Raw genomic sequence first — 23690 nt, forward strand, 5'->3', positions numbered from 1 at the left:
GCCATCCGCTCGACGTTGCCGATGCTTGCTGCGCTGATACTGGCGGCGTGTTCGCGCGCACCGCAAACGCCGGAGCAGACCCATCAGCAGGATCTGCAGCGGGCATTTGCGATCTGCGCCGGCTGCCACACGGTCAGCCCCGGGGGCGTGCACCGCTTCGGCCCGAACCTGCATGGGGTGATCGGGCGTCGCGCCGGGAGCGTCGACGGCTTCCCCTACTCCAACGCCATGCGCGATGCCGGGCTGACCTGGAACGAGCAGACCCTGGATGCGTTCCTGCGCTCGCCGACGCACGTGGTGCCGGGCACCCGCATGGTCAACGCCACGGCCGATCCGGAGCGCCGCCGTCAGGTGATCGAGTACCTGCAGCAGCAGCGCTGACCTCGTCGCCGGTAGAGCGCCTCAGGACGCCTGCAGCTGCACCAGGTAGGCACGCAGCGCCGCATCGAACGCGCTGATCGCGCCGGCGTGCGCTGCTACCCCGTCTTCGTCGATGCTGTCCATCAGGCCGCGCGCGCGGGCCGCCAGCGCGTCCGCACCGAGTGTCGCCAGCCCGCCCACCAGCCGGTGCAGCACGTCCACGAGCGCGGGCCCCGCCTGCGCCTCCAAGGCCGCCTGCAGCTGCACCAGATCGTCGGCGGACGCGGTGCAAAGGCTCTCGATCAACACCCCGGCAACATGCGCAGAGCCGAAGCGGCGCACGAGTGCCGCCCGATCCGGCGGTGCGTCGCTTGCGCCCGGGGCCTGCGCGGCGGCAGAGGCAAGCGGATCTCCATCCGGCAGCCACTGCAGCAGTGCATGGCGCAAGGCGGCCAAGGCCACCGGCTTGGCCAGCAGATCATCCATGCCGGCCTCGCGGCAGCGCTGCAGATCGTCCTCCATGGCACTGGCGGTCAGGGCGATCACCGGCAGCCGCGCGCTGCCGCGGTCGCGCTCCTGTTCACGGATGCGGCGCGTCATGGCATAGCCGTCCATGACCGGCATCCGGCAATCGGTGAGCACGAGATCGAAACGGGTACGCGCCAGCAGCGCCAGCGCCTGCTCGCCGTTCTCGGCCAGCACGTGGGGCAGCCCCAGCTGCTGCATGCGCCAGCCCATCAGCGCCTGGTTGGTGGGATGGTCCTCGACGATCAACACCCGCCGCTGCAGCAGCGCGGCCGGCAAGGGCAGGGCCTGCGCCTGTTCTTCGGCGGCGCCGGGCTGTTCCTCGAACGGCACCGTGGGCACCGTCAGCAGCACCTCCACGCGGGTGCCCTCACCGGGCACGCTGTGCAGCGTCAGCGTGCCGTGCATCATCGCCACCAGGCGCTGGCAGATGCTCAGGCCCAGCCCGGTGCCGCCGTACTGCCGGCTCGTGGCCGCATCGGCCTGCGCGAACGGGGCGAACAAACGTTCGCGCTGTTCGGCCGAGATGCCGATGCCGGTGTCTCGCACGGTCAGGCGCAGCTGCTGCGCACCATCCGCGTCGGTGTCGAGCAGCGCCAGCGCGATGCCGACCTCGCCCGCGTGGGTGAACTTGATCGCATTGCTGAGCAGGTTGAACGCGATCTGGCGCAGGCGCATGCCGTCGGCCAGATGCAGGGCCGCGACCTCGTCGTCGATCTGGATCTGCAGATCCAGTCCCTTGGCCACGGCCTGCGGCGCAAGCAGCTGCTGCACATTGCCCAGCAACGCGCGCAGCGCGACCGGATGTGGCTGCAGCGACAACGCACCGGCCTCGATCTTGGAGTAGTCCAGCAGGTCATCAAGGATCTGCCGCAGCATCTGCGCCGAATCTTCGATCACGCTGATGATGCGACGCTGCTCGCCGTCCAGCGTGGTGTGCGAGAGCACCTCGACCATGCCCAGCACGCCGGACATCGGGGTGCGGATCTCGTGGCTCATCGTGGCCAGGAACTCGGACTTCGCCGCAGTCGCACGTTCAGCCGCCGCCTTGGCCAACGTCAGCGCATCGGCCTGCGCACGTGCATCGGTGACATCGACCCAGTAACCGCTCCACAGCAGCGCACCGTCCTCAGCGTCGTAGGGCAGCGCGCGCGAACGCACCCAGCGCAGCGTGCCACGCGGGCAGGTCCGGAACTCCACGTCCAGCGGGGTGAAGTCACGCGCGGCGCGCTCCATGGCCTGCAGCACGCCGGCACGGTCACGCTCGTCGATGCGGCTCATCAGTGCGCTTTCATCCGCCATCGCTTCGGCAGCACTCACCCCGAACAGCGCTTCCGTGTCGCCAGCGATGTAGGGTATCGACAGCCGCCCATCGCGTTCGCGCCGCCCTTGGTAGACGATGGCCGGCAGGTTGTCGGTGACCTTGGCCAGACGCTGCTCGGCGCGCCTGCGCATCGCCACTTCATTGCGCAGCCGCCAGTGTCCCCAGCCGTGCACCAGCAGTGCCGTCAACAGCACCAGCGCAAGCGGCACCGCCCAGCGCGCGATGCTCCGCCAGTCCAGGTCGCTGCGGTATTCGGCCGAGAGCCAGTCACTGCGGATCGCCTCGTGCTCACGCGCGCTCATGGTGACCAGCATGCGGTCGAAGGTGGTGGCCAATGGCGCGTACTGGCGCTTGACCGCAAACGACAACCGATCGCTGAAGCCTGCGGGTGCGGCCACGTGCAGCTGGGCCGGATAGCGGTCGCGCACGATCCGGTCGACGATCGCCAGGTTGCCGATGTACGCATCAGCGTCGCCGTTGGCCAGCCGCGCCAAAGCCAGCTCGCCGCTTCGCGCAGGCACAATGCGCGCGTTGGGCGCCTGCTGCAGGATGTAACCTCGCAACCGCTCCGGGTCGCTCAGCAGGATGCTGCGCCCGTCCAGATCGCGCACGCCCAGCACCGACGGGCTGCCGGCGGCGGTGACGATCACGTTCGGCACAGTGATGAAGGGCTGGCTGAATACCCAGGCGTCACCCAGGTAGCTTGAATCGTTGGGAATGCCCATGATCGCGTCGACCTCGCCACGGCGCAGCTGTTCGCGCACGTCGAACCAGTCATGCGCGGGCACGTGGGTGAGCTGGGCGCCGACGGTCCGGAGCAACCTCAGGTATTCCGCCGACACACCGCTGGGCCGGCTGGCACTGTCCAGAAAGGCCAACGGTGCCGCGTTCGGCGCGAAGGCGAGCCGCAGCGGCATCGCGAGCACACGCTTCTCGGCGTTGCCCAGAATCATCTGCGATTGCACCGACCATTCCGGCGTCTGCAGCCAGCGCTGCTGCAACCGGTCGTGGTCGCTGTCGGCCAACGCCGCCAACCCCATGTCCAGGGCTTCGGCCAAGGGTTGCTTGGCATTGGGTACACCGAAATGCAGACGCTCCGGTGGCATGTCGCTGGGACGCAGCAGAGTGACATCGGTCAAGCCCCGCTCGGCGATCAAGCTGGCGGCCACGTAAGCGTTGCCGATATACACGTCGGCGTCCCCGTTGCGGACCATGTCCAGCGCTGCAGACGTCGTGTGTGCAATGACCCGATGGGCCGCTGGAAAGCGGGCACGCACTTCGTCGCTGGTGACGAACTCGCGCTCGGTGACCACACGCAATCCGCGCAGATCGGGATCGGCCGACGCGCGTGTATCGCCGGGGCGACCCACCAATGCCAGGGGACCGATGGCATACGGGCGCGTGTAGACCATGCAGCGCGTGCGGTCGGCCGTGAGGGTGATGTTCATCACCACATCGACGTCGCCCCGGCACGCGGCGTCCAGCACCTCGGTCCAATCGCGGTACATCCGCACCTTCACCTGCACGCCCAGCTGCTGCGTGAGCAGGCTCAGGTAGTCATACCCCAGGCCAACCGGCTTTCCATCGCGCAGGGACTCGAACGGCGGCCAGCCGCTGTCGTACATGCCCAGGATGATGGTAGGGTGCCGTCCAAGCCACTCACTCTGCCGGGGCGACAATGTGGGCCCCACAGCGGCGGATACCGAGATGCTCCATGCCGTTGCCAGCGCGAACAGCACCAGCCAGCGAACCACGTGGATACGCATGCTGCCTGATCTCCGTAGAATGACATCCCCCATCCCGGCACGGCCCGACGGCTGCCTGACAGGCAATACTAGTCCATGACCCTGCGCATTATCATTGCCGACGACCATCCGGTCGTACGGATCGGCACGAAGGCCGTGATCGAATCCAGCGGCATTGGCCAGGTGGTGGCCGAGGCCAGTACCGTCGCCGAATTGATGGCCGCGCTATCCGAGCACCCCTGCGATGTCCTGGTCACCGATTACTCCATGCCCGGCGGCCAGCAGGCCGATGGCTTTGCGATGATCGCCATGATCCGCCGGCGTTTTCCCGCGTTGCCGGTGCTGATGCTCAGCGTCTCCAACAACCTGGCGATCCTGCGCATGGTGGTGGCCACCGGCGTACTCGGCCTGGTCGACAAGACCTCGTCGATGGACGAACTGCCGCAGGCGATCCAGACCGTGCAGCGCGGCATGCCCTACATCAGCCTCACGCTGAAAGAGCGCATTGACGCGATCGGCACCAACAGCGTGGAAGAAGGGGAAGCCAAGCCGCTCTCGCCGCGCGAGCTGGAAGTGCTGCGTCTGCTGGGCAGTGGCATGACGGTCAAGGAGATCGCCATCCATCTGCACAAGAGCGTGAGCACCATCAGCCGCCAGAAAGGCGATGCGATGTTGAAGCTCGGCCTGAAGGGTGACGCCGAGCTGTTCGATTACCTGCGCGACGGCGAACGCTGATTGCCGCCGTCCTGCGGACGGCACCTCCGCCTGCTTCGATGCACGCGCGATGTACCGCATCGCGATGGCGATCCGTCGTGCGTGATGTGTTGCGCGCGTGCCTAACAGATCGCACACAAAGAGTTCCCTGGAATGCCGCTGCATTTATGTACTGCTCAGTTTGATATTCAGGGCTAATTCGGGTGACTAACGGATAATTCACACCTGTCGCCAGCAGCGATTTCCCCCTCCCTCTGCTGGCGGACAAAACCAAAAAATAAAAAGGTGTTCCCGAATATGAAGACTTCCCTGCTTGCTCTGGGTCTGCTCGCTGCACTGCCGTTCGCTGCGTCGGCAACCGACGGTCTGTCGTACAACTATGTTGAAGGCGGCTACGTGAACACCGATGCCAAGGGCGGCGACGCTGATGGTTGGGCGGTGAAGGGCTCGGTCGCCGTGGCGCCGAACTTCCACATCTTCGGTGACTACAACGCGCAGGAAACCAAGCGCGGCAGCAACGATGTGGACCAGTGGAAGGTCGGTGTCGGCTACAACTACGGCATCGCCCCGACCACCGATCTGGTCGCCCGCGTTGCCTACCAGAAGTTCGATCCGAAGCGCGGCCTGGACTTCAACGGCTACTCGACCGAAGTCGGCGTGCGCAGCGCGTTCACCCCGAACTTCGAAGGCTACGTGATGGCCGGTTACGAGGATTACAGCAAGAAGCACGGCATCAATCCGGACGGCGAGTTCTACGGCCGCGTCGGTGCCCAGGCCAAGCTCAACCAGAACTGGGGCCTGGCCGGCGAAGTGAAGCTGGCCAAGGGCGGCGACAAGGAGTGGTTCGTCGGTCCGCGCTTTACCTGGTAATACGCGATACGCAATACCGCGGTACGTTGTTGGATGGCGCGGTCTCTCTCCCCTGCGCCATGAAGCCCGGCTCACGCCGGGCTTCACTTATATGCAGCACCTGGCGACGCCCTCGTCGGTACGCCACGAAACAACCCGGCCCTGCGCCGGGTTTTTTCGTTCTGGCGGTGCCCAGGTAATTCAGGCGCATTGTGGATCGCGTGCTGTCTCCGCGCGGGTCTACCGCGAGCGTAAGGGTCCCCTATCGACGGGCAGGCCCCTTGGCAAATGTCCCCCGGCCGACGCCTGACGGCGACGGCCTCCTCCTTGATTTTGCCCAGGGACCTACCCGCCGATAGGGGACTCAGCGTGCGTCAGGCGCGCGGGAGACCGTGCCTTTCTGTCGGCGCCAGTGGTCTGGATACGTGGGTCGCGATGCCCTTGTGGGCGAAATAAAGGAGGAGGCGGCGGCCGCAGGTCGACGCCGGGGGACATTCGCCGGCAAGGGCATCGCGGCCCAGCGCCCGACCCATCCACCGCCGCGCCTGAAAAGATTCAGAGCGCGCTTCATGCCTGCAATGCGGCTGGACGAAGAACCAAAAAAACCCCGGCGCTTGCCGGGGTTTTTCGTGCCTCACTTGAACAGCGTGTCCGGATACTCCGGTTTCTGTTCGCGCGCCAACAGCGCACGCAATCCTTCTTCCGGTGTCTGCTCACCGTGCAGCACCGCGCGCACGCGGTCTGAGATGGGCAGGTCGATGCCGTGACGGCGCGCCTGGCGCATCACCTCATCGGCGGTCTGCACCGACTCGACCACCTGGCCGATCTCACGGACCGCATCGGTCAACGTCTGGCCACGGCCCAAGGCCAGGCCCAGGCGCCGGTTGCGCGAGAGATCGCCGGTGCAGGTCAGCACCAGATCGCCCAGACCGGCCAACCCCATCAGGGTTTCCGGCTTGGCACCGATCGCCGCGGCAAGCCGCAGCATCTCGTTGAGGCCACGGGTGATCAGGCCGGCACGGGCGTTGAGCCCCAGCTGCATGCCATCGGCAACGCCGGTGGCCACGGCCAGCACGTTCTTCATCGCACCGCCGAGCTCAGCACCGACCATGTCATCGCCGGTGTAGGCGCGGAACGCCGGACCGTGCATGGCATCGGCCACCTGCTGGGCGAAGTCCGGCGCGTCACCGTGCACGGTGATCGCGGTCGGCAGGCCCTGGGTGACTTCCTTGGCGAACGACGGACCGGTCACTACCGCCAGCGGCACGTCCGACCCAAGGACCTCACGCGCCACTTCGTGCAGGAACCGACCGGAGCCGGGTTCGAAGCCCTTGGTCGCCCACGCCACGCCGGCATCGGCCGGTCGCAGTGGCGCCAGCGCACGCACGGTTTCACCGAAGGCGTGCGAGGGCACCACCACCAGGATCCAGGCAGCGTCCTTGACGGCAGCGGCCAGATCGGTGGTCGCGCGCAGCGACTCGGGCAGCGGAATGCCCGGCAGATAACGGGTGTTCTCGTGGCGCTGGTCGATGGCCTCGACCATCGCCGCATCGCGCCCCCACAACACGGTCGGATGACCGTGCCGCGCGAGCAGGCTCGCCAGGGCGGTGCCCCAGGAGCCGGCGCCGAGAACCGCGATTTTGTCTGCGTGGTTGCTCATCCGTACTGCAGCGCCGATCAGGCGTTGCCGGCCGGCTCGGAATCAGCGAGCGAGGTTTCGCCCTGTTCCTGACGCTGGCGCAGGGTTTCGGCGTACAGGCCTTCGAAGTTGATCGGCTGCAGGAAGAACGGCGGGAAGCCGCCGGCCTGGATCAGCTCGCTCACCAGCGAACGCACGTACGGGAACAGGATGTTCGGGCACTGGGTGCCGAGCAGCACGTCGATCGACTGCGGGTCCAGGCCGACCAGGCCGAACACGCCGGCCTGCTGCACTTCGGCCACGTAAGCGGTCTTCTCGCCGGCCTTGCAGGTCAGGGTCACGGCCAGCACGACTTCGAAGGCGCTCTCGCCCAGGCGCTGCACGCGCTGGTTCAGGTTGAGCTGCAGTTCCGGCTGCACGGCGTCATTGAAGACGGCCGGAGCGTTCGGCGATTCGAACGAAACGTCCTTGACGTAGATCTTCTCGACGGTGAACGAGGGACCGGTGGCGGCGTCGACCGGCGCGACCGCGCCGTTGGTGTTCTCTTCGGACATTTCCTGTTGCTCCAAAATGAATGCTGTAAAAACGGATTGTTACATGCCCTGCGATGGGGGCGCTGTGCGCCACTCACAAGGCATGCGCAGCAATCCGACGGGAATCAGTTGCGCCCCTTGACCAGCGGCAACTCGGCCTGCTGCCACGCCGGGATGCCACCGTCGAGCACGTTGACCTGGGTGAAACCGGCCTTCTTCAGCGCCTTGGCAGCGGTCTCGGAGGCATTGCCGGTACGGCACACCAGCACGACGGGGCTCTGCTGGGCCTTGGCCACCAGCTTGTGCTCCGGACCGAACTGGCTCGGCTGCACGTTGCGGCTGCCGGCGATGTGGCCCTTCTCGAAATCGCTGCTCGAGGACAGATCGACCACGATGGCACCACCGGCATTCATCAGCTGGGTCAGTTCAGCCGGCTTGAGCGACTTGAAGCCGCGGAACAGTCGGCGGACTTCGGTCACGATGATGGCCACGGTCAGGCCGACCAGGGCCATCGACAACATCGGGTTTCGGCCGGCAAAGGCCAGCAACTCTTCGTAATTCACTAAGATCACGGGTCGATAAGCGGGCGCCGATTGTCGCACATGCAGGCGAATCGGCGTCCAGCCCCGTGCTGGCAGGCCTCAGCGGTCCTGCCAGAGGTCCGGCAGGCCGTTGGCCTGGAGCCAGCGCTTGTCCTCGGCGTCCCAGCGCCAGATCTCCCGCACCCGCACTGTCCGTTCGGACTGGGTGTTGTTGTTGATCACCCGCACCTCGGCCGTGCGCCCCACCCGGCCGTCGGGCATGGGCACGTTGTCGCTGGCGCGATAGCTGGAGATTTTCACCTGCTCGAAGCGGCGCAGCTCCAGATCGGTCAGCGGGTGGGCCTTGGCGTATTCCGGATCCAGGTACGGCAAGGCGTCCTCGACGGTGCCCCAGCGCATCGTGGCGTCGTACTTGATCTGGGTTTCCTCCAGCGCCTTGCGCTGCTTCCTGGTGGTCTTCTGCTCGGCGGCGAGCGCGGTCACGCTGGTCAGCGCGAACAAGGCGATCAGCAGGATCTGGAGCGTACGGCGCATGCGAATTCCCCAATAGGCAAGGCGCCCATCCTACCGCCTTGCGAACGCCACGAAACGGCCGCTCAGCTCTGCGGCGGCCTTGTCGCCTTCGCCCGGCTGGCGGGCGGTAAGGCTGATGCGCGCCTTGCCGCGCTGGGCGAAGGTGGCCAGGAAGCTGTCCCAGTCGGTTTCGGCGTCGGCCTGGGCCTGCGCATCCAGGTCGCCATAGACCGGGGCCAGGTAGCGGAGGTGGCTGTCGGCCACGTAAACATCCGCATCGAACCCGGCCAGACGCAGGCGCAGGGTCACCAGCGCCCAACCGGACAGGGTCAGGGCCGAGGCCAGGCTGCCGCCGAACGCATTGCCCTTGTCGTTGACGTTGGCCGCCAGGGGGGCGCGGATGTGCAGAACGCCGTCGCGATAATCGTGGACCCGGATCTGCATCGCCGCCACCGGCGGCATGGTATCCAGGACATGCTGCAGCGCGGACAACTGCGCCGACAGGGAATCGGTTGCGGACATCTGGTTGATCACGTCACATCGAAGGGCTCGCATAATGCCCGCAATGAACACCGAAACGAAAGTCGCGCCCTGGACCCTGATCTCGCTGCGCCCGCGTGGCCAGCACGCGCCCGTGCGATGCGCGGCCAAGGGCACCGGCGCCACCGTCATCGCGCTGTCGCCGTGGACGCTGCAGGCGCGCAGGGATGCGGCCACCTGCGCTGACCTCACCGCTGCGCTGGCGGCCGAGCGGGTCGTCTTCAGCAGCCCGGCCGCCGTCCATGCCGCTGCGCGACTGACCGCCTTGGATGCCCCGCACGCTGGCCAGTGGCTGGCGGTCGGCGCAGGGACGGCCGCCGCCTTGGCGCGGCAGGGCGCCCGTGATGTGCTCGCCCCGGGGCGGATGGACAGCGAAGGGTTGCTGGCGCTGCCTGCGCTGGCGGACCTGCGCGGCCTGCGTGCCGGGCTGGTGACGGCCCCCGGCGGACGTGGCGTGATCGCGCAGATCCTCCAGCAACGCGGCGCCCAGCTGCTGCGGGCCAACGTGTATGCGCGCCGGCCCCTGCCCTTGGCACCGCGCGCGCTGCAACGGCTGCGGCAGGCAGCCGCCCCCTGGGCACTGGCAGTGAGCAGTGGCGAGGCCTTGTCACTGGTCCTGGAGCAGCTCCCCCCGGACCTGCAGGCCCGCCTGCGCACGGCAGCCGTGGCGGCCGCCAGCGAGCGGCTGGTGGCGCAGGCACAGGCGGCCGGCTTCCTCGACGTGACGCTGGCCGCCGGCCCGCTGCCGGCGCAGCTGGTCAGCGCTGCACACGCCGCGCTCATGCACCCCGCGTCTTCCTGAACAGGGAAGGCCTGCGGCCTTGCAGGGGGCTCGGGGGGCAGGCGATGCTGTGCGCCACGTCGCTCGCCAGCCAAGCGGACTGCCCGGCGCGCGCGACAAGGATGCCTGTATGAACGACCCTGTATCGCCCTCCTCTCCGAGCCGCCCCCTGCGCTGGATCGTGCCGATCGCGGCGCTGGCCGTATTGGTCGGGGCCGGCGCCTGGGGCTGGATGCAATGGCAATCGCGACAGGCGCAGGAGCGCCTGCGCGCCGAGAACAGCCAACTGCAGATGCAGGGCCTGCTGGACCGCGTCGAGGCGCTGCGCCGCGACCAGCGGTCGACCTCCCAGCGCGTGCAGGATGCGGCCGCGACCAACCGCGTGCTGCGCGATGAAATGCTGGGCCTGAGCCAGCGCAATGCGCTGCTGGAAGAGAATCTGGCCAAGCTCGCCGACAGCACCCGCCACGGCGCCCAGGCGCTGCAGCTGGAAGAGGCCGAGCTGCTGCTGAGCCAGGCCGGGCAGCGCCTGGCCTATGCCGATGACGTCGAGGGCGCCAAGCGCCTGTACGCGTTGGCGGCGACCTCGCTGGACGACGTGCAGGGCAGTGAGTATCTGAATCTGCGGCAGGCGCTGATGCAGGAGCGCAACGCCGTGGACGCGCTCGGCCCGGGCGCGCGCGCCCAGGCACAGGCCGCGCTGGCGCAGTTCGCCGCGGCATTGACCGGGCTCCCCGAGCAGATCGACGCACCGGTCGACGCCACCGCAGTAACGCCGTGGTGGCACCAGGTGCTGGCCCCGTTCGTGACCATCACCCCCACCCGCCTGCAGGGCCCCTTGACCGAGGCCGAGCGTGTGGCCGCCTGGGATTCGCTGCAACTGGAGCTGACCCTGGCGCGCGCCGCCGTGGAGCGCGGCGACCAGGCCGGTTACGCCCAGGCGCTGGACCGTGTGGCGCTGTGGCTGCCGCGGCTGTGGCCGGATTCACCTGCTCTGCGCGAGCGTCGTGCTGAACTGCATCAACTACGCGCCCGTGAGCTGCGTCCATCGTTGCCCGAACTGGGCAGCACCCTGCAGCAACTGCGCACGATGCGCACTGGGAGTTAATCGATGAAGCCGTTTCAATCTCTAGTGGTCCTGCTGCTGGCCGTCGCCCTGGGCGTGATCGCCTCGCAGTGGCTCGGCACCGATCAGCTGCGCCAGTTTGGTGAAGTGATCTACCGCTATGGCGGCACCGACTACCGCTCCACCGTGCCCCAGGTCGCGCTGATGGTGCTGGTCGGCCTGCTGGTGCTGTGGTTGCTGTGGAGCCTGCTGGCCTCGCCGTTCCGCGCTTGGGGCCGCTACCGCCGCAAGCAGGGCCGCGCCCGCCTCACCGAAGGCCTGCAGGCACACGAACACGGCCACTGGCAGCGTGCGGAAAAGCTGCTGACCAGCGCTGCTGAAGACAAGGAAGTGAGCGCGGTTGCCATGGTGACCGCGGTCCGCAGTGCGCAGGCGCGCGATGACGATGCGGCGGTCAATCAGTATTTGCAGCGCCTGGCCACCGAAGATGCCACCAGCCATGCCCTGCTGCTGGCCGAACGCCTGCTGGCCCAGGAACGCCCGGTCGATGCGATCAACGTGCTGGACGTTGCCGCGATCCAGCCGCTGCCGCCGCGTGGCCTGTGGCTGCGTACCGAAGCGCTGGCCCGTGCCGATCGCGCGCATGAGGCCTATGGCCAGCTGGGCGCGCTGCGTAAGCAGAAAGTGCTGCCCGATGCCGCCGTGGCCGAGCTGGAAATCCGCCTGGCCGCGCAGTCGCTGCTGGAAGCCGGTGACGTCAACGCGCTGGCCGCCCAGTGGGAAGCCACCCCGAAGGCATTACGCAGCGATCCGGATGTCGTCTCCGCCTATGCACTGCGTGCGGTTGCACTGGACTGGGACGAACCGGCCCTGCTCAACCTCGAACAGGCACTGGACACGCGCTGGGACGAATCGGTGGTGACGCTTTACGGCCAGATGCCGGTCGAAAAGCTGGCCACGCGCCAGGCCAACCTGCAGCGCTGGTTGACCACGCAGCCTTCCAGCCCCGCATTGCTGCTGGCGTTGGGACGCATTGCCGCGCGTCAGCGCCAGCACACCCTGGCCGAGGACTATCTGCACCGCGCGATTGCCGCCGGCGCCGGCCCGGCCGCGTGGGAAGCGTTGGGCGAGGTGTTCCTGGACCGTGGCGAGACCGCACTTGCCTCGCAGTGCTTCGCCAATGCCCTGCGCCATCAGCGCGGCGACGACAGCGTGGCGCTGGCCCGTGCATCGGTCACCACTCCGCTGGATCCGATCGTGCCCGAGCGCGCCACCATCGAAGAGCAATCACTGATGGGCGGACCGGCCCCGGTGCAGGATCGCCTGCATGTCGAACAGGGTCGCCTGCCTGTCGAAGAAGATCGCCTGCACGTGGAACGCGACGAGTTCGGCAATCCGCGTCTGCCGTAAAGGGCGACGCGGCACCCGGTAGTGCCGGCCGCTGGCCGGCACTGCGGAGTCCCGGAGAGGATTTGAGGAGCCGGCCAGGGGCCGGCACCACGAGAGCCGAATGGTGCATACCTCCGCCAGATACAAAAAAGAAGGCCGCCCTTGGGCGGCCTTCTTCGTTCACTGCCGCAGGGCGATCAGCGCTCGACGATCGCCACCACGCCCATGCCGCCGGCGGTGCAGATCGAGACCAGCGCGCGGCCACCACCGCGTTCGGCCAGCTGCTTGGCCGCCGTGGCAATCACGCGCGCGCCGGTGGCGGCGAACGGGTGGCCAGTGGCCAGCGAGGAACCCAGCGGATTGATCTTGGCCGGGTCGATCCTGCCCAGCGGCGCATCCAGGCCGAGGCGGTTGCGGCAGTAATCTTCACTTTCCCACGCGCGCAGCGTGCACAGCACCTGGGCGGCGAAGGCTTCATGGATCTCGTAGATGTCGAAATCCTGCAGGGTCAGGCCGTTGCGCTTGAGCATCTCCGGCACGGCGATGGTCGGTGCCATCAGCAGGCCTTCGCCGTGCACGAAATCAACGGCCGCCACCTGCGAATCACGCAGGTAGGCCAGCGGCTCGTGGCCATGCGCACGCGCCCATTCTTCGCTGGCCAGCAGCACTGCCGAGGCGCCATCGGTGAGCGGAGTGGAGTTGGCGGCGGTCAGCGTGCCGCGGCCGGAGACCTTGTCGAAGGCCGGCTTCAGCGTGGCCAGTTTTTCCAGCGAGGTGTCGGCGCGCAGGATGTTGTCGCGCTCCACGCCGCGGAACGGCGCGATCAGATCGGTGAAGAACCCGCGCTCATAGGCGGCGGCCAGCTTCTTGTGCGAGGACACCGCCCACTCGTCCTGCGAGTCGCGGGAGATGTTCCACTCCTTGGCCATGTCTTCGCAGTGGTCGCCCATGCTCTTGCCGGTGCGCGGCTCGGCCACGCCCGGGAATTCCGGCTTGAGTTCGCTCAGCTTGAAACCACGGGTCAGTGCCTTGAGCTTGTCGCCGGTGCTCTTGGCCCGGTTGGCCGCCAGCAGGCGCGCGCGCAGCTTCTTGCCGTACACGATCGGCACATCGGAGGTGGTATCCGAGCCGCCGCCGATGCCCGAATCGATCTGGCCCAGCGCGATCTTGTTGGCCACCGCGATGATCGTGTCCAGCGAGGTGCCGCAGGCGCGCTGCATGGTGATGCCCGGGGTCAGCGGGGACAGGCCCGAGGACAGCGTGGCTTCGCGGCCGAGGTTCCAGTCGCTGGAATGCTTGATCACCGCGCCCATCGCCACTTCGCCCAACTGCTGGCCGTGCAGGCCGAAGCGTTCGACCAGCGCACCGAGGGTGCGCACCGACATGCCGAGGTTGCCGACGTCCGAATAAGCCGTGTTCTGGCGACAGAACGGAATGCGGACGCCGCCGAGGATGGCGACGGGACGGGCGTTGGGCATGGAGATACCTGGCATGGGAGGGGTGTCTGCAACATGGCCTGCACGAAGGAGCAGGCATAATGGGGCCAAGTGTAGCTGCCGCCCTGTGATGGGCCAACCGTGAAACCATGAGCAAACCCGACCACGGCATGAATGCCATTGGCGTACTGGCATTGGAACTGGCCGGCGGCGACGCCCCGCGCCATGCCGCGCTGTCCTCCGAACAGGCTGGTGAACTGGCCGAACGCGTCGGCCGCGATCTGGCCAAGCTGGTGCCCGGCGTCAGCGGGCTGGACTTCGTGTTCGCCGGCGCCCATTTCGATCCGGCGGAAATCCTGCGCCCGGGCTGGCCGGTGCACCGGCGCCTGGAAGAACTGCAGATGCGCGCCCCGGGCCGCAACCAGGGCCCGCGCGTGCTGGCTTTTGGTGCCGGCGCCGATGGCGATGTCCCGCTGCCGTTCCAGGCCGATGCCAGCCTGACCGGCGGCGGCCTGCGGGTCGTCCCGTTCCTGCTGACCGGCACCGAAGTCGTCCAGACCCAGGCCGTGGCCGAAGCACTGGAAGAGGTGCTGCTGGCCCAGGGCATGGCGCAGGCCGATACCGCGCTGCAGGCGCAGAACGCCTTTGGCGCGCAGATCGAGCACGCCCGCTATTTCACGGTGAATGATCTCGCCGCGATGATGTCGATGCAGTACGACAACCAGGGCCTGGCGATTCTGTGGCCGCTGATCGAAACCGCGCTGATGGCACCGCACGTGGAAGAGTGGCTCGACGCCGCGCCGGAGCCGCTGCTTCGATACGCTGATGGCGAAGTGCGTATGGCGCTGTTCGACCCCGCCGGCTGGTGTGCGTACTACAACCACGGCACCGGCGACTGTGATCGCCTGCAGGGCATCTACGATCAGTACCTGATCCGCCAGCGGCAGATGGCCGCCGTGCTGGAAGCGCACGGCCTGCCGGTGCTGTTCGTGCATTGCGAGGCCGGGCAGGACGCGCGCGAATTGCTGGCGCGCTAAGGCATTAACGGGGACGGAGGTAGTTAAGTCTGCGGCTTAACTACCTCCGTCCCCGTTAGTCCCCGTTATCTATATTTCATGGAAGACACATGCAGACGAACGCTTACACACTCAACGCTGCATCCCGCATCGCTCTAGCGTGCATCCTGCTGCTCTTCGCCGCCGCGACCGCCCGCAGCCGCGAGATACAGCACAACGAAGCCGACAGCGAGCCGATGGAATACACCACGGTCGCTGCCTTCGTTCAAGGCCTGCCCATGCGCAAGGACGTGGAGGCGATGCGCGGGCTGCCACTGGAGCCTGGCATGCTCGCCTACCAGACAACCGCGGCGGCCGTGATCGAAGATCCCGCCTTTTCCGCCAGAACGTGGCTGATCTTCACCCCACCGCATCCGATGGCACCGTCCGTTGCCCGGTTGCGCACGTATCTGCCTGAGCATGAACTCCACCGTCGCCGCCAGGCGTGGGCCACCTTGTGCGAAAGCACCACCGAAGGCTGCGCCCGGATGAATGCCTATCTGAGACGCGTTCTGGGAGGCGTTAAGAGGGACGGAGGTAGTTAAGCCTGCCGCTTAACTACCTCCGTCCCCGTTATTTAAAAAAACGCCGGCGAATGCCGGCGTTTTTCGTCAAACACGGCCCGGATTACGGGGCCGCTTTGATCACTGCGCACGCCAGGCGTGCACCGGCATTGCCGGTCGGCTGGGTCTTGTAGTCGTCCGCGTCGGCATGGACGATCAGGCCGCGGCCGATGATGTCGAAGCCATCACCCTTGCCGATGTTGACGTTGGTCGACACCGGGGCGTCGACCACGGCGTTGCCCTGGGCATCGGCCTTGATGTTGGGCATGTCGCCGCCGTGATGCGGTTCGCTGGCCACGCTGCCGTGGTCCTGCTGACCCGGGTTGAAGTGGCCGCCGGCGCTGGCGCCGTCCGGCGCGCTGCAGTCGCCCTTCTCATGGATGTGGAAGCCGTGCTCGCTGTTCGGCTTCAGGCCGCTGACCTGGCCTTTCACGTGGACCTTGCCGTCGACGACGCTGAAGGTCACGTTGCCTTTGACGTTATTGCCCTGGGTGGCCGCGAGATCGGCACTGGCGGTGTGGTTGCCATGGGCTTCGCTGGTCATTGCCGGCGGTGCCTCGGGGGTCGTTTCAGCCGTCGGCTGGGCGGCCGTCGCTTCGGCAGCCGGGGTGGTGTCGGCCGGCTTGTTGCAGGCGGTCAGGCCGAGCGCGGCGATGGCAGCGAACAGCGTGGTGTGGATCAGGCGCATGTGAATCTCCTTGCGGGTAGCGTTGGAAGAAACGACGTCGTAGGACTGCGCGATCAGCGCACGACCCGGATGACGCCGCAGGCAATTCGGGCGCCGGCGTTGCCGGCCGGCTGGCTGCGGTAATCGTCGGCGTTGGCGTGCACGATCAGTGCACGTCCGGCGATATCGGTGGCTGCGCCGCCGCCAAGGGTAACTGCTGGCAGGCGGATGTCGACGTTGACGCGGCCCTGCGCATCGGCGCGCAGGTTGTCCATGTCACCGGCATGATGCGCACCGGCACTGTTGCGGCCGTGCGGTTGCCCGGCAGGATTGAAATGCGCACCGGCGCTGCTGGCATCCACTGCACTGCAGTCGCCGCGCTCATGGACGTGGAACCCGGCCACCTGCAGCGGCTGCAGACCACCGATGACACCGGTGATGTGCACGCCACGGGCATCCGGGACCAGCGCCAGGCGCCCACTGACCAGACTGGCCGAGGCCGGCGACAGGTTCGCCTCGGCCATCTGCGCGGTACTGACCACCGGTACGACGGGGGCGACGGGGCGCGGCGGCGGCGTGCTGCCGCAGGCGGCCAGACCGACCGCGATCGCCGCAGCGAGGACAACATGGGAACTGCGCATGGGAAAGACTCCTTGGTTGCAAACTAACCGTGTGCTCGTCCACGGGCCATGAAAGCGGCCCGGACATGGCGCACACGCGGTGTGGACATGCGGTTCATCCGCCGCGACGGCGGCCGGCGCCGAGCTTGCGGGTGAGGGTGTTGCGGCCCATGCCCAGCCGCGCGGCCGCCTCGGCACGGCGGCCGTGGGTGATCTGCAGGGCCGCTTCGAGCAGCGCCTGGTCGACCCGGTCGCGCACCTGCGCGTGCAGGCCTTCAGCCCCTTCGGCCAGACGCTGGCGCGCCCACGCCGAAAGCAGCGTTTCCCACTGCCCCGGATCACCGGCACTGCGCGAGCGCGGTGCGCCGGCACCGCGATGCAGTGCGCTGTCCACGTCGGCCACGCCGATGCTGTCGGCGGCGGCAAGCGCGGCCATGCGCCAGCACACGTTCTCCAGCTCACGCACGTTGCCGGGCCAATCGTGTTCGCGCAGCGCCTGCAGTGCTGCTGCGGTCAGGCGCTTGGGCGGTGTATCGAGTTTGTGCGCGGCCGCCACAAGGAAGGTTTCGGCCAGCTGCGCGACATCGTCACGACGCTCACGCAGCGGTGGCAGGCGCAGCCGCACCACATCCAGCCGGTGCAGCAGATCGGCGCGGAAGCGCCCCTGCGCGACCAGCGTTTCCAGATCCTGATGGGTCGCAGCGATCACGCGCACATCCACGCGGATCAGCTCGCGCCCGCCCACGCGGAAGAACTCGCCCTCGGCCAGCACGCGCAGCAGGCGCGTCTGCAGCGGTAACGGCATGTCGCCGATTTCATCCAGGAACAGTGTGCCGCCGTTGGCCTGTTCGAAGCGGCCGATATGGCGACGCTGTGCACCGGTGAACGCACCCGCCTCGTGGCCGAACAACTCGCTTTCCAGCAGTTCGGACGGAATCGCCGCGGTATTGAGGGCGACGAACGGCCCCTGCACGCGCGGCGACTCGTGGTGCAGCGCATGCGCCACCAGCTCCTTGCCGGTGCCGGTCTCGCCATTGATCAAGACCGACAGTGGCGCCTGCGCCAAGCGGCCGATCGCGCGGAACAACGCGCGCATCGCCGGGGTATCGCCGACCAGCTGCGGACGCTGATCGGGCGGTGTCGTGCTGGCGGTCTCGCTCGGCTCGGCCAGAGTGACATCCGGCGCGGGCAGCACCCGCTGCGCCAGCGCGACCGCGTCATCCAGATCGAACGGCTTGGACAGGAACTCCTGTGCACCGCCGCGGAAGGCACCGGCCGTGCTCGCCACATCGGTATAGGCCGACATCACGATCACCGGCAGCTGCGGATGCGCTGCCTTCAGCTTGTCCAGCAGGACCAGACCATCATCACCGGGCATGCGGACATCGGTGAACAGCAGATCCGGCGGCGCCTGCTCGGCCAGCATCGCCAACGCGGCCGCCGCGCCGTCGAAGCCTTCGACGCGGTAGCCGGCCTCGCGCAGCGCGGTGCACAGCACGAAGCGCACCGCGCGGTCATCGTCGACCACCCAGACGCGCTGGGCGGTGGTGTCGACCTGGTCAGCCATGGGCGGCAGTGTCCTCGGCGGGGGTGCCCTGCCCGATCGGCAGCAGCACGGTGAATACGGTATGGCCCGGGCGCGAGCGGTAGGTCAGGGTGCCGCGGTGCTCGCGCGCGACCTGCTGGGCCAGCGCCAGGCCCAACCCGGTGCCTTCGGCGCGGCCGCTGACCAGCGGCAGGAACAGATGCTCGGCCAGGTCTTCGGGCACGCCACGGCCGTCGTCGGCGATTTCCAGCCGCAGCGCCAGCGGATGCAGCTGATCGGTGATGCGCACGCCGTGCTCCACGCGCGTACGCAGGGTGACGGTGCCCGCACCGGCCTGGATCGCATTGCGGACCAGGTTCCACACCGCCTGGGTGAGCCGGTCCGCATCGCCATCGAACTCGGGAATGCTGGGGTCGTAATCGCGCTGGATCCGGACCGCCCAGCCGCCCTCGCTCTCGGCCAGGCGCAGGACGCGCTCCAGCGAGGCGTGGATGTTGAGCGGCGCATGCGGCGCGGCCGGCGCGGGTGACAGCAATTGCTCGAGCAGGCCGTTGAGGCGCTCGATCTCCGAGCCGATCAGCTCGATCAGCTCACGCTCGTCCGGATCGCGTTGCGCGTTGCGGCGTGCCAGCAGCTGGGCCGCACCCTTCAGGCCGGCCAGCGGATTGCGCAGCTCGTGGGCCAGGCCCTTGAGCGCGGCACTGAGCGCGCTGGGCAGCGCCTGGGTAGGGTCCAGCCCCGGGAATTCATCGACCGGATGCGCCTCCAGCAACCAGCCGCCCTCGTCCCAGCGGCTCAGCCACCCCTCGGCAAAACGGGGTGCATCGCCCGGCAGCGCCAAGGCCAGCCGGTGCAGACGCAGGGTGTCGCGCTCATCGCGGGCCAGGAAGTGGGCCAAGGCATCGCCCTGCGCCTCCAGCGACGCCAGCGGTTGGCCCAGCAGGCGGCGCACGCTCACGCCCAGCCAGCGGGCGAAGGCGGGATTGCAGCCCACCACGCGGCCGCTGGCGTCGGCCCAGGCGACAGGGGTGCCGAGGGCGTCGAGGGCGGGGGGCAGGAGCGTGGTGGTCATTGCACCAATGTAGTGCAAAACGGCAGGCGTGTTGATCTTGTGCTGCGCGCAGCCGCGCGCTGGCAAACGCCCGGGCAGCGTGCACCTGCCGTCAGTTGGCGGGGTCCGGCGCCTTCGGCAACGCCACACCCTTCGGCCACAGCATCCAGATCGTGCCCTTCTGCTTCATGTGCCCGGCCAGCTCGCCGGCGGCATCGCCAGTGCCCCAGAACAAATCCGCGCGCACTTCGCCGGTGATGGCACCGCCGGTGTCCTGCGCGGCGACCGGGCGCACCAGCGCGGTGCCGTCCGGGCGCGTGGTGGACAGCCACAGCAGGCTGCCCAGTGGCACGACGTTGCGGTCCACCGCGACGCTGTAGCCGGCGGTCAGCGGCACGTTCAACGAGCCGCGCGGGCCTTCATCGCTGTCCGGGCCGCGTGTGAAGAACACATAGCTGGGATTGCTGGCCAGTAGTTCGGGCACACGCGTCGGGTGGGCGTCGGCCCAGGCGCGGATGGCGGCCATGCTCACATCGGCCTGCTTCAACTCACCCTGCTCCACCAGCCAGCGGCCGATCGGGCGGTAGGGATGGCCGTTCTGGTCGGCGTAGGCGATACGCAGCTGGCGGCCGTCGGCCAGCTGCACGCGACCGGAGCCCTGGATCTGCAGGAACTGCAGGTCCATCGGGCTGGTGAGCCAGGCCAGCACCGGCGCTTTGACGCCGTTCGCGGCGATCCGCGCGGCATCGTCATACGGCTTGAGCACGCGTCCCTCGACGCGGCCGCGCAGCCGCTTGCCCTTGAGTTCGGGGTAGAGGCTGTCGAGCTGGACGCTGACCATGTCGTCCGGCACGCCGTACACGGGTACCGATGCCTTGGCAGTGCGGCTGAGGCTGCCGGCATAGATCGGCTCGTAGTAGCCGGTGATCAATCCGTCGGCCCGGCTGCCACCGGCGCGCAGGGCATAGACGTCGAGATTCGCCTGCAGGAACTTGCGGATGGCGGCCGGCGTGGTGGCGACATTGGCCGCTGCGGCGCAGGTGGATGCCCAGTTGGCCTCCGTCTTCAGGCGTGGGCAGGCACTGCGCCAGGCCGCGAAGCCAGCCTGCAGATCGGCGTCTGCGACGGCAGGCAATGCGTTCCAATTTGCCTTCGCGTAAGTGCTGGTTTGCACAGGCGCTGGTGATGCCGAGCGCGGCGGCGCGACCGCGCAGGCACTCAACAGCGCCAGCCCCACCCCCATCAGCGCGGCGTGCTTGAGTGCGGGGAGGACGGGCGTGAACTTCATGGGCGGCGTTCCTGTTGCAGCAGCAGCGAGTGCAGGATGCGGGCGTCTTCGGCATCGAGATCTGCGGGGAGATCGTCGCGGCCGCGGAAGCGGCGGTGGAAGGCGCCGACGGCGGCCGCCCGGTCGTCCATCGGGTAACCGAAGGCCTGCAGGGCCATCCAGGGATCGAAGCCCATCGGTGCCGGGCCATCGGTCGCGCGCGGCCATACGCCGAAACTGGCCTCGGCCAGCTGCTGCCACGGGAAGAAACGGCTGGGATCCTGCTTGCGCGACGGGGCCAGATCGGCATGCGCGATGATCTGTGTCCGCGGGATGCGCAGGCGCGTGCACAGGTCATCCAGCAGGCGGATCAGGGCCGCGATCTGTGCCGGTGCGAACGGCGTATCGCCGTCGTTGTCGATCTCGATGCCGATCGAGGCCGAGTTGAGATCGGTGATCGTGCCCCAGCGCCCGGGACCGGCATGCCAGGCGCGGCGGTCATCGCCCACCAGTTGGTAGATGTGGCCATCGGCGCCGACCAGGTAGTGCGAGCTGACCTTGCCGCCGCTGTTGGCACTACGCAGCGTATCCAGGCTCTCCTGCACGGAATGCTGATCGGTGTGGTGCAGGACGATCACGACCGGCTCGCGCGCGTTGTGGTTCGGCGACGGCACCCAGGTGGCGAGCGGGCTGCGGACCTCGGTGCTGGCGCAGGCGGCGAGCAGCAGAAGGGCGAGCAGTGCGAGGGAAGTACGGGTCACGTGCATGCCTGCATTGTGCGTGATTGCACGATCAGCTGCCAAAGCGCGGTAATGCCCAGCAGGCGCCCACAAAAAACCGGCGACCCGAAGGCCGCCGACAAAGGTAAAACATCTCTCTCTCGTTTCTAATGCGGTATTGCGCGCGGATCAGGCCTCGTAGGCCGACTCGCCGTGCGAGGTGACGTCCAGGCCGGTGCGCTCGGCTTCTTCGGTGACGCGCAGGCCAAACACCATGCGCACCACCAGCAGGATCAGCACAGTGGCCACGGCACACCAGACGATGGTGAAGCCGACGCTGACCAGCTGCACCCAGACCTGATGACCGATGTCCAGGTCGGCCTTGGTGCCGCCCAGCGATTGCGCGCTGAACACACCGGTAAGCAGCGCACCGACGATGCCGCCGATGCCGTGCACGCCGAACACATCGGCGGTGTCATCGACCTTGAGCAGGCGCTTGAGACCGGTGACGCCCCAGACGCAGACCACGCCGGCGACCAGGCCGATCACGATCGCGCCCAGCGGGCCCACGGTGCCGCAGGCCGGGGTGATGCCGACCAGGCCGGCGACGGCGCCGGAGGCAGCGCCCAGCGCGGACGGCTTGCCCTTGCTGACTGCTTCGACCAGCGTCCAGCCCAGCACCGCGGCGGCGGTGGCCAGGATGGTATTGATGAAGGCCAGCGAGGCGACAGTATCGGCTGCGGCAGCCGAGCCGGCGTTGAAGCCGAACCAGCCCACCCACAGCAGCATCGCGCCGATATAGGTGAACGGCACGTTGTGCGGCTTCAGTGCCGTCTGGCCGTAGCCGATGCGCTTGCCGACGAAGTACGCGCCCACCAGGCCCGCCACGCCGGCATTGATGTGGACCACGGTGCCACCGGCGAAGTCGATCGCGCCCATCTCACCCAGATAGCCGCCGCCCCACACGATGTGCGCCATCGGGATGTAGCTCAGGGTGAACCACAGGGCCGAGAACAGCAGCACGGCCTTGAACTTGATGCGCTCGGCGAACGCGCCGACGATCAGGGCGGTGGTGATGCCGGCGAAGGTCGACTGGAAGGCGACGAACAGGTAATCCGGCAGGCCGGCGATCGGCGTGTTGCCGACGGTATCCGGGCCGAAGCCCTTGAGGAAGGCGAACTGCGTGAACGAGCCGAAGAAGGCGTTGCCTTCGCTGAACACCGCGCTGTAGCCGTAGGCCACCCACAGCATCAGCACCAGCGAGAACACCACCAGGATCTGGCTGAGAATGGACAGCACGTTCTTGGAGCGGACCAGGCCGCCGTAGAACAGGGCCAGGCCCGGCACCACCATCAGCAGCACCAGCAAGGTGGAGGTGAGCATCCAGGCGACATCGCCGTGATCGAACGAGGCCGCAGCGGCGGTTTCGGCAACCGGGGCAGCCGTGGCCTCCGGCGCGGTCGGCAACGGCTCGACCGCGACCGTCTCCGACGGTGCCGGGGTGACCTGCGCCTGGGCGTGCGCGCTGCTGGAGAAGGCACCAACGGCCAACGCGCTGATCAACATCATCAGGCACACGGCATGGAACCGGGCTTGCCACCCGGTGAACAAAGAGGTCTTCATTGTGGGCTCCGAGTGGGGTTAGAGCGCGTCAGCGCCGATTTCGCCGGTGCGGATGCGGACGACCTGTTCGACCGCGGTGACAAAGATCTTGCCGTCGCCGATCTTGCCGGTGCCAGCCGCGGTCTGGATGGCCTCGACGACGGCCTCCAGGCGATCGTCGGTCACGACGGTCTCGATCTTGATCTTCGGCAGGAAATCCACGACGTACTCCGCGCCGCGATACAACTCGGTGTGGCCCTTCTGGCGCCCGAAGCCTTTGACTTCGGTCACGGTGATGCCCGACACGCCAGCGTCGGAGAGGGCCTCGCGGACCTCGTCGAGCTTGAACGGCCGGATGATGGCGGAGATCAGTTTCATGCGCATATCCCGATGGTGGATGGAACCGGCCCGCGTAGGGCCGATGTCAGGTCAACCGGCGGCCACTTGCACATGGCCGCCGGTCGTTGCGCCGAACGTTGCATGGGCCACGCCGATGCCGACGCCCGAAGGGCGACGCCAGCGGTGACGCGGGAGGGAGGAAGGGCCCATGACGCGTCCGGTCTCTCTTGCCCCTGGTGGTGCGTGTTGCCTGCGCTGCGGCTCCCCAGCTGCAGCACATGTCCTGCGGCCCCGTTGCCGCCCGG

The 23690-nt window shown here is 67.9% G+C and carries 23 protein-coding genes; 8 read left to right on the top strand and 15 right to left on the bottom strand.

The window, feature by feature from the left end:
• Positions 1-21: 21 nt before the first annotated feature.
• The gene (locus ABE463_RS09935; RefSeq protein ID WP_346468187.1) at positions 22-381 is read left to right on the top strand and encodes a c-type cytochrome; all 360 of its coding nucleotides are present in this window, start codon (positions 22-24) and stop codon (positions 379-381) included.
• Positions 382-402: 21 nt separating this feature from the next.
• Here the strand turns inward: ABE463_RS09935 and ABE463_RS09940 are convergent, their stop codons facing one another.
• Positions 403-3975, bottom strand: coding sequence for a transporter substrate-binding domain-containing protein (locus tag ABE463_RS09940; RefSeq protein WP_346468046.1), 3573 nt, complete (start codon positions 3973-3975; stop codon positions 403-405).
• Between the two features lie 75 nt (positions 3976-4050).
• Between ABE463_RS09940 and ABE463_RS09945 the strand changes: the two genes are divergently transcribed.
• Complete coding sequence (locus ABE463_RS09945; protein WP_346468047.1) at positions 4051-4689, top strand: response regulator transcription factor; 639 nt, start codon at positions 4051-4053, stop codon at positions 4687-4689.
• A gap of 276 nt (positions 4690-4965) precedes the next feature.
• A complete protein-coding gene (locus tag ABE463_RS09950) occupies positions 4966-5538 on the top strand; it encodes an Ax21 family protein (RefSeq protein WP_123731060.1) in 573 nt (190 codons plus the stop codon).
• A gap of 613 nt (positions 5539-6151) precedes the next feature.
• Here the strand turns inward: ABE463_RS09950 and ABE463_RS09955 are convergent.
• From ABE463_RS09955 to ABE463_RS09975, 5 genes are all read right to left on the bottom strand, one after another.
• Positions 6152-7177, bottom strand: a complete 1026-nt coding sequence (locus tag ABE463_RS09955) for an NAD(P)H-dependent glycerol-3-phosphate dehydrogenase (RefSeq protein ID WP_259260593.1) — start codon at positions 7175-7177, stop codon at positions 6152-6154.
• 17 nt (positions 7178-7194) lie between these two features.
• Complete coding sequence (secB, locus tag ABE463_RS09960) at positions 7195-7710, bottom strand: protein-export chaperone SecB (RefSeq protein WP_019184891.1); 516 nt, start codon at positions 7708-7710, stop codon at positions 7195-7197.
• 104 nt (positions 7711-7814) lie between these two features.
• Complete coding sequence (locus ABE463_RS09965) at positions 7815-8252, bottom strand: rhodanese-like domain-containing protein (protein ID WP_088434820.1); 438 nt, start codon at positions 8250-8252, stop codon at positions 7815-7817.
• 78 nt (positions 8253-8330) lie between these two features.
• A complete protein-coding gene (locus ABE463_RS09970; protein ID WP_259260594.1) occupies positions 8331-8765 on the bottom strand; it encodes a hypothetical protein in 435 nt (144 codons plus the stop codon).
• Between the two features lie 30 nt (positions 8766-8795).
• Complete coding sequence (locus ABE463_RS09975; RefSeq protein WP_259260595.1) at positions 8796-9266, bottom strand: YiiD C-terminal domain-containing protein; 471 nt, start codon at positions 9264-9266, stop codon at positions 8796-8798.
• Between the two features lie 43 nt (positions 9267-9309).
• On the opposite strand from ABE463_RS09975, the gene ABE463_RS09980 reads away from it, so the two are divergent.
• The 3 genes from ABE463_RS09980 to ABE463_RS09990 all read left to right on the top strand — a co-directional run bounded on the left by ABE463_RS09980 (position 9310) and on the right by ABE463_RS09990 (position 12541).
• On the top strand, positions 9310-10086 hold the full coding sequence (locus tag ABE463_RS09980; RefSeq protein ID WP_346468048.1) for a uroporphyrinogen-III synthase: 777 nt from the start codon (positions 9310-9312) through the stop codon (positions 10084-10086).
• Between the two features lie 109 nt (positions 10087-10195).
• Positions 10196-11173 carry a uroporphyrinogen-III C-methyltransferase gene (locus ABE463_RS09985; protein ID WP_346468049.1) on the top strand — a complete coding sequence of 326 codons (978 nt, stop codon included), beginning with the start codon at positions 10196-10198 and terminating at the stop codon, positions 11171-11173.
• A gap of 3 nt (positions 11174-11176) precedes the next feature.
• On the top strand, positions 11177-12541 hold the full coding sequence (locus tag ABE463_RS09990) for a heme biosynthesis HemY N-terminal domain-containing protein (RefSeq protein WP_346468050.1): 1365 nt from the start codon (positions 11177-11179) through the stop codon (positions 12539-12541).
• A 176-nt stretch (positions 12542-12717) separates the two neighbouring features.
• On the opposite strand, the gene ABE463_RS09995 is transcribed toward ABE463_RS09990, so the two are convergent.
• The gene (locus tag ABE463_RS09995) at positions 12718-14013 is read right to left on the bottom strand and encodes an acetyl-CoA C-acetyltransferase (RefSeq protein ID WP_123731054.1); all 1296 of its coding nucleotides are present in this window, start codon (positions 14011-14013) and stop codon (positions 12718-12720) included.
• Positions 14014-14105: 92 nt separating this feature from the next.
• On the opposite strand from ABE463_RS09995, the gene ABE463_RS10000 reads away from it, so the two are divergent.
• Positions 14106-14993, top strand: coding sequence for a hypothetical protein (locus tag ABE463_RS10000; RefSeq protein ID WP_070472014.1), 888 nt, complete (start codon positions 14106-14108; stop codon positions 14991-14993).
• A gap of 89 nt (positions 14994-15082) precedes the next feature.
• The gene (locus tag ABE463_RS10005; RefSeq protein WP_346468051.1) at positions 15083-15556 is read left to right on the top strand and encodes a hypothetical protein; all 474 of its coding nucleotides are present in this window, start codon (positions 15083-15085) and stop codon (positions 15554-15556) included.
• A gap of 82 nt (positions 15557-15638) precedes the next feature.
• Here the strand turns inward: ABE463_RS10005 and ABE463_RS10010 are convergent, their stop codons facing one another.
• The 8 genes from ABE463_RS10010 to ABE463_RS10045 all read right to left on the bottom strand — a co-directional run bounded on the left by ABE463_RS10010 (position 15639) and on the right by ABE463_RS10045 (position 23424).
• Positions 15639-16262 carry a superoxide dismutase family protein gene (locus ABE463_RS10010; RefSeq protein ID WP_346468052.1) on the bottom strand — a complete coding sequence of 208 codons (624 nt, stop codon included), beginning with the start codon at positions 16260-16262 and terminating at the stop codon, positions 15639-15641.
• Between the two features lie 53 nt (positions 16263-16315).
• Complete coding sequence (locus ABE463_RS10015) at positions 16316-16882, bottom strand: superoxide dismutase family protein (protein ID WP_346468053.1); 567 nt, start codon at positions 16880-16882, stop codon at positions 16316-16318.
• A gap of 94 nt (positions 16883-16976) precedes the next feature.
• The gene (ntrC, locus tag ABE463_RS10020) at positions 16977-18428 is read right to left on the bottom strand and encodes a nitrogen regulation protein NR(I) (protein ID WP_346468055.1); all 1452 of its coding nucleotides are present in this window, start codon (positions 18426-18428) and stop codon (positions 16977-16979) included.
• A complete protein-coding gene (locus ABE463_RS10025; protein ID WP_346468056.1) occupies positions 18421-19479 on the bottom strand; it encodes an ATP-binding protein in 1059 nt (352 codons plus the stop codon). The genes ntrC and ABE463_RS10025 overlap by 8 nt, the downstream gene beginning before the upstream one ends.
• A gap of 91 nt (positions 19480-19570) precedes the next feature.
• Positions 19571-20746, bottom strand: coding sequence for a murein transglycosylase A (locus tag ABE463_RS10030; RefSeq protein ID WP_346468057.1), 1176 nt, complete (start codon positions 20744-20746; stop codon positions 19571-19573).
• Positions 20743-21492, bottom strand: a complete 750-nt coding sequence (locus ABE463_RS10035; protein ID WP_346468058.1) for an N-acetylmuramoyl-L-alanine amidase — start codon at positions 21490-21492, stop codon at positions 20743-20745. Before ABE463_RS10035 ends, ABE463_RS10030 begins: the two co-directional genes overlap by 4 nt.
• A 141-nt stretch (positions 21493-21633) precedes the next feature.
• On the bottom strand, positions 21634-23067 hold the full coding sequence (gene amt / locus ABE463_RS10040) for an ammonium transporter (RefSeq protein WP_346468059.1): 1434 nt from the start codon (positions 23065-23067) through the stop codon (positions 21634-21636).
• 18 nt (positions 23068-23085) lie between these two features.
• Entirely contained in the window at positions 23086-23424 is a 339-nt protein-coding gene (locus tag ABE463_RS10045) for a P-II family nitrogen regulator (protein ID WP_019184907.1), read from the bottom strand.
• Between the last annotated feature and the right edge of the window lie 266 nt (positions 23425-23690).

Origin of the sequence: Stenotrophomonas sp. TWI819 (assembly GCF_039673075.1) — a bacterium.
GTDB classification, from domain to species: Bacteria; Pseudomonadota; Gammaproteobacteria; order Xanthomonadales; family Xanthomonadaceae; genus Stenotrophomonas; species Stenotrophomonas rhizophila_B.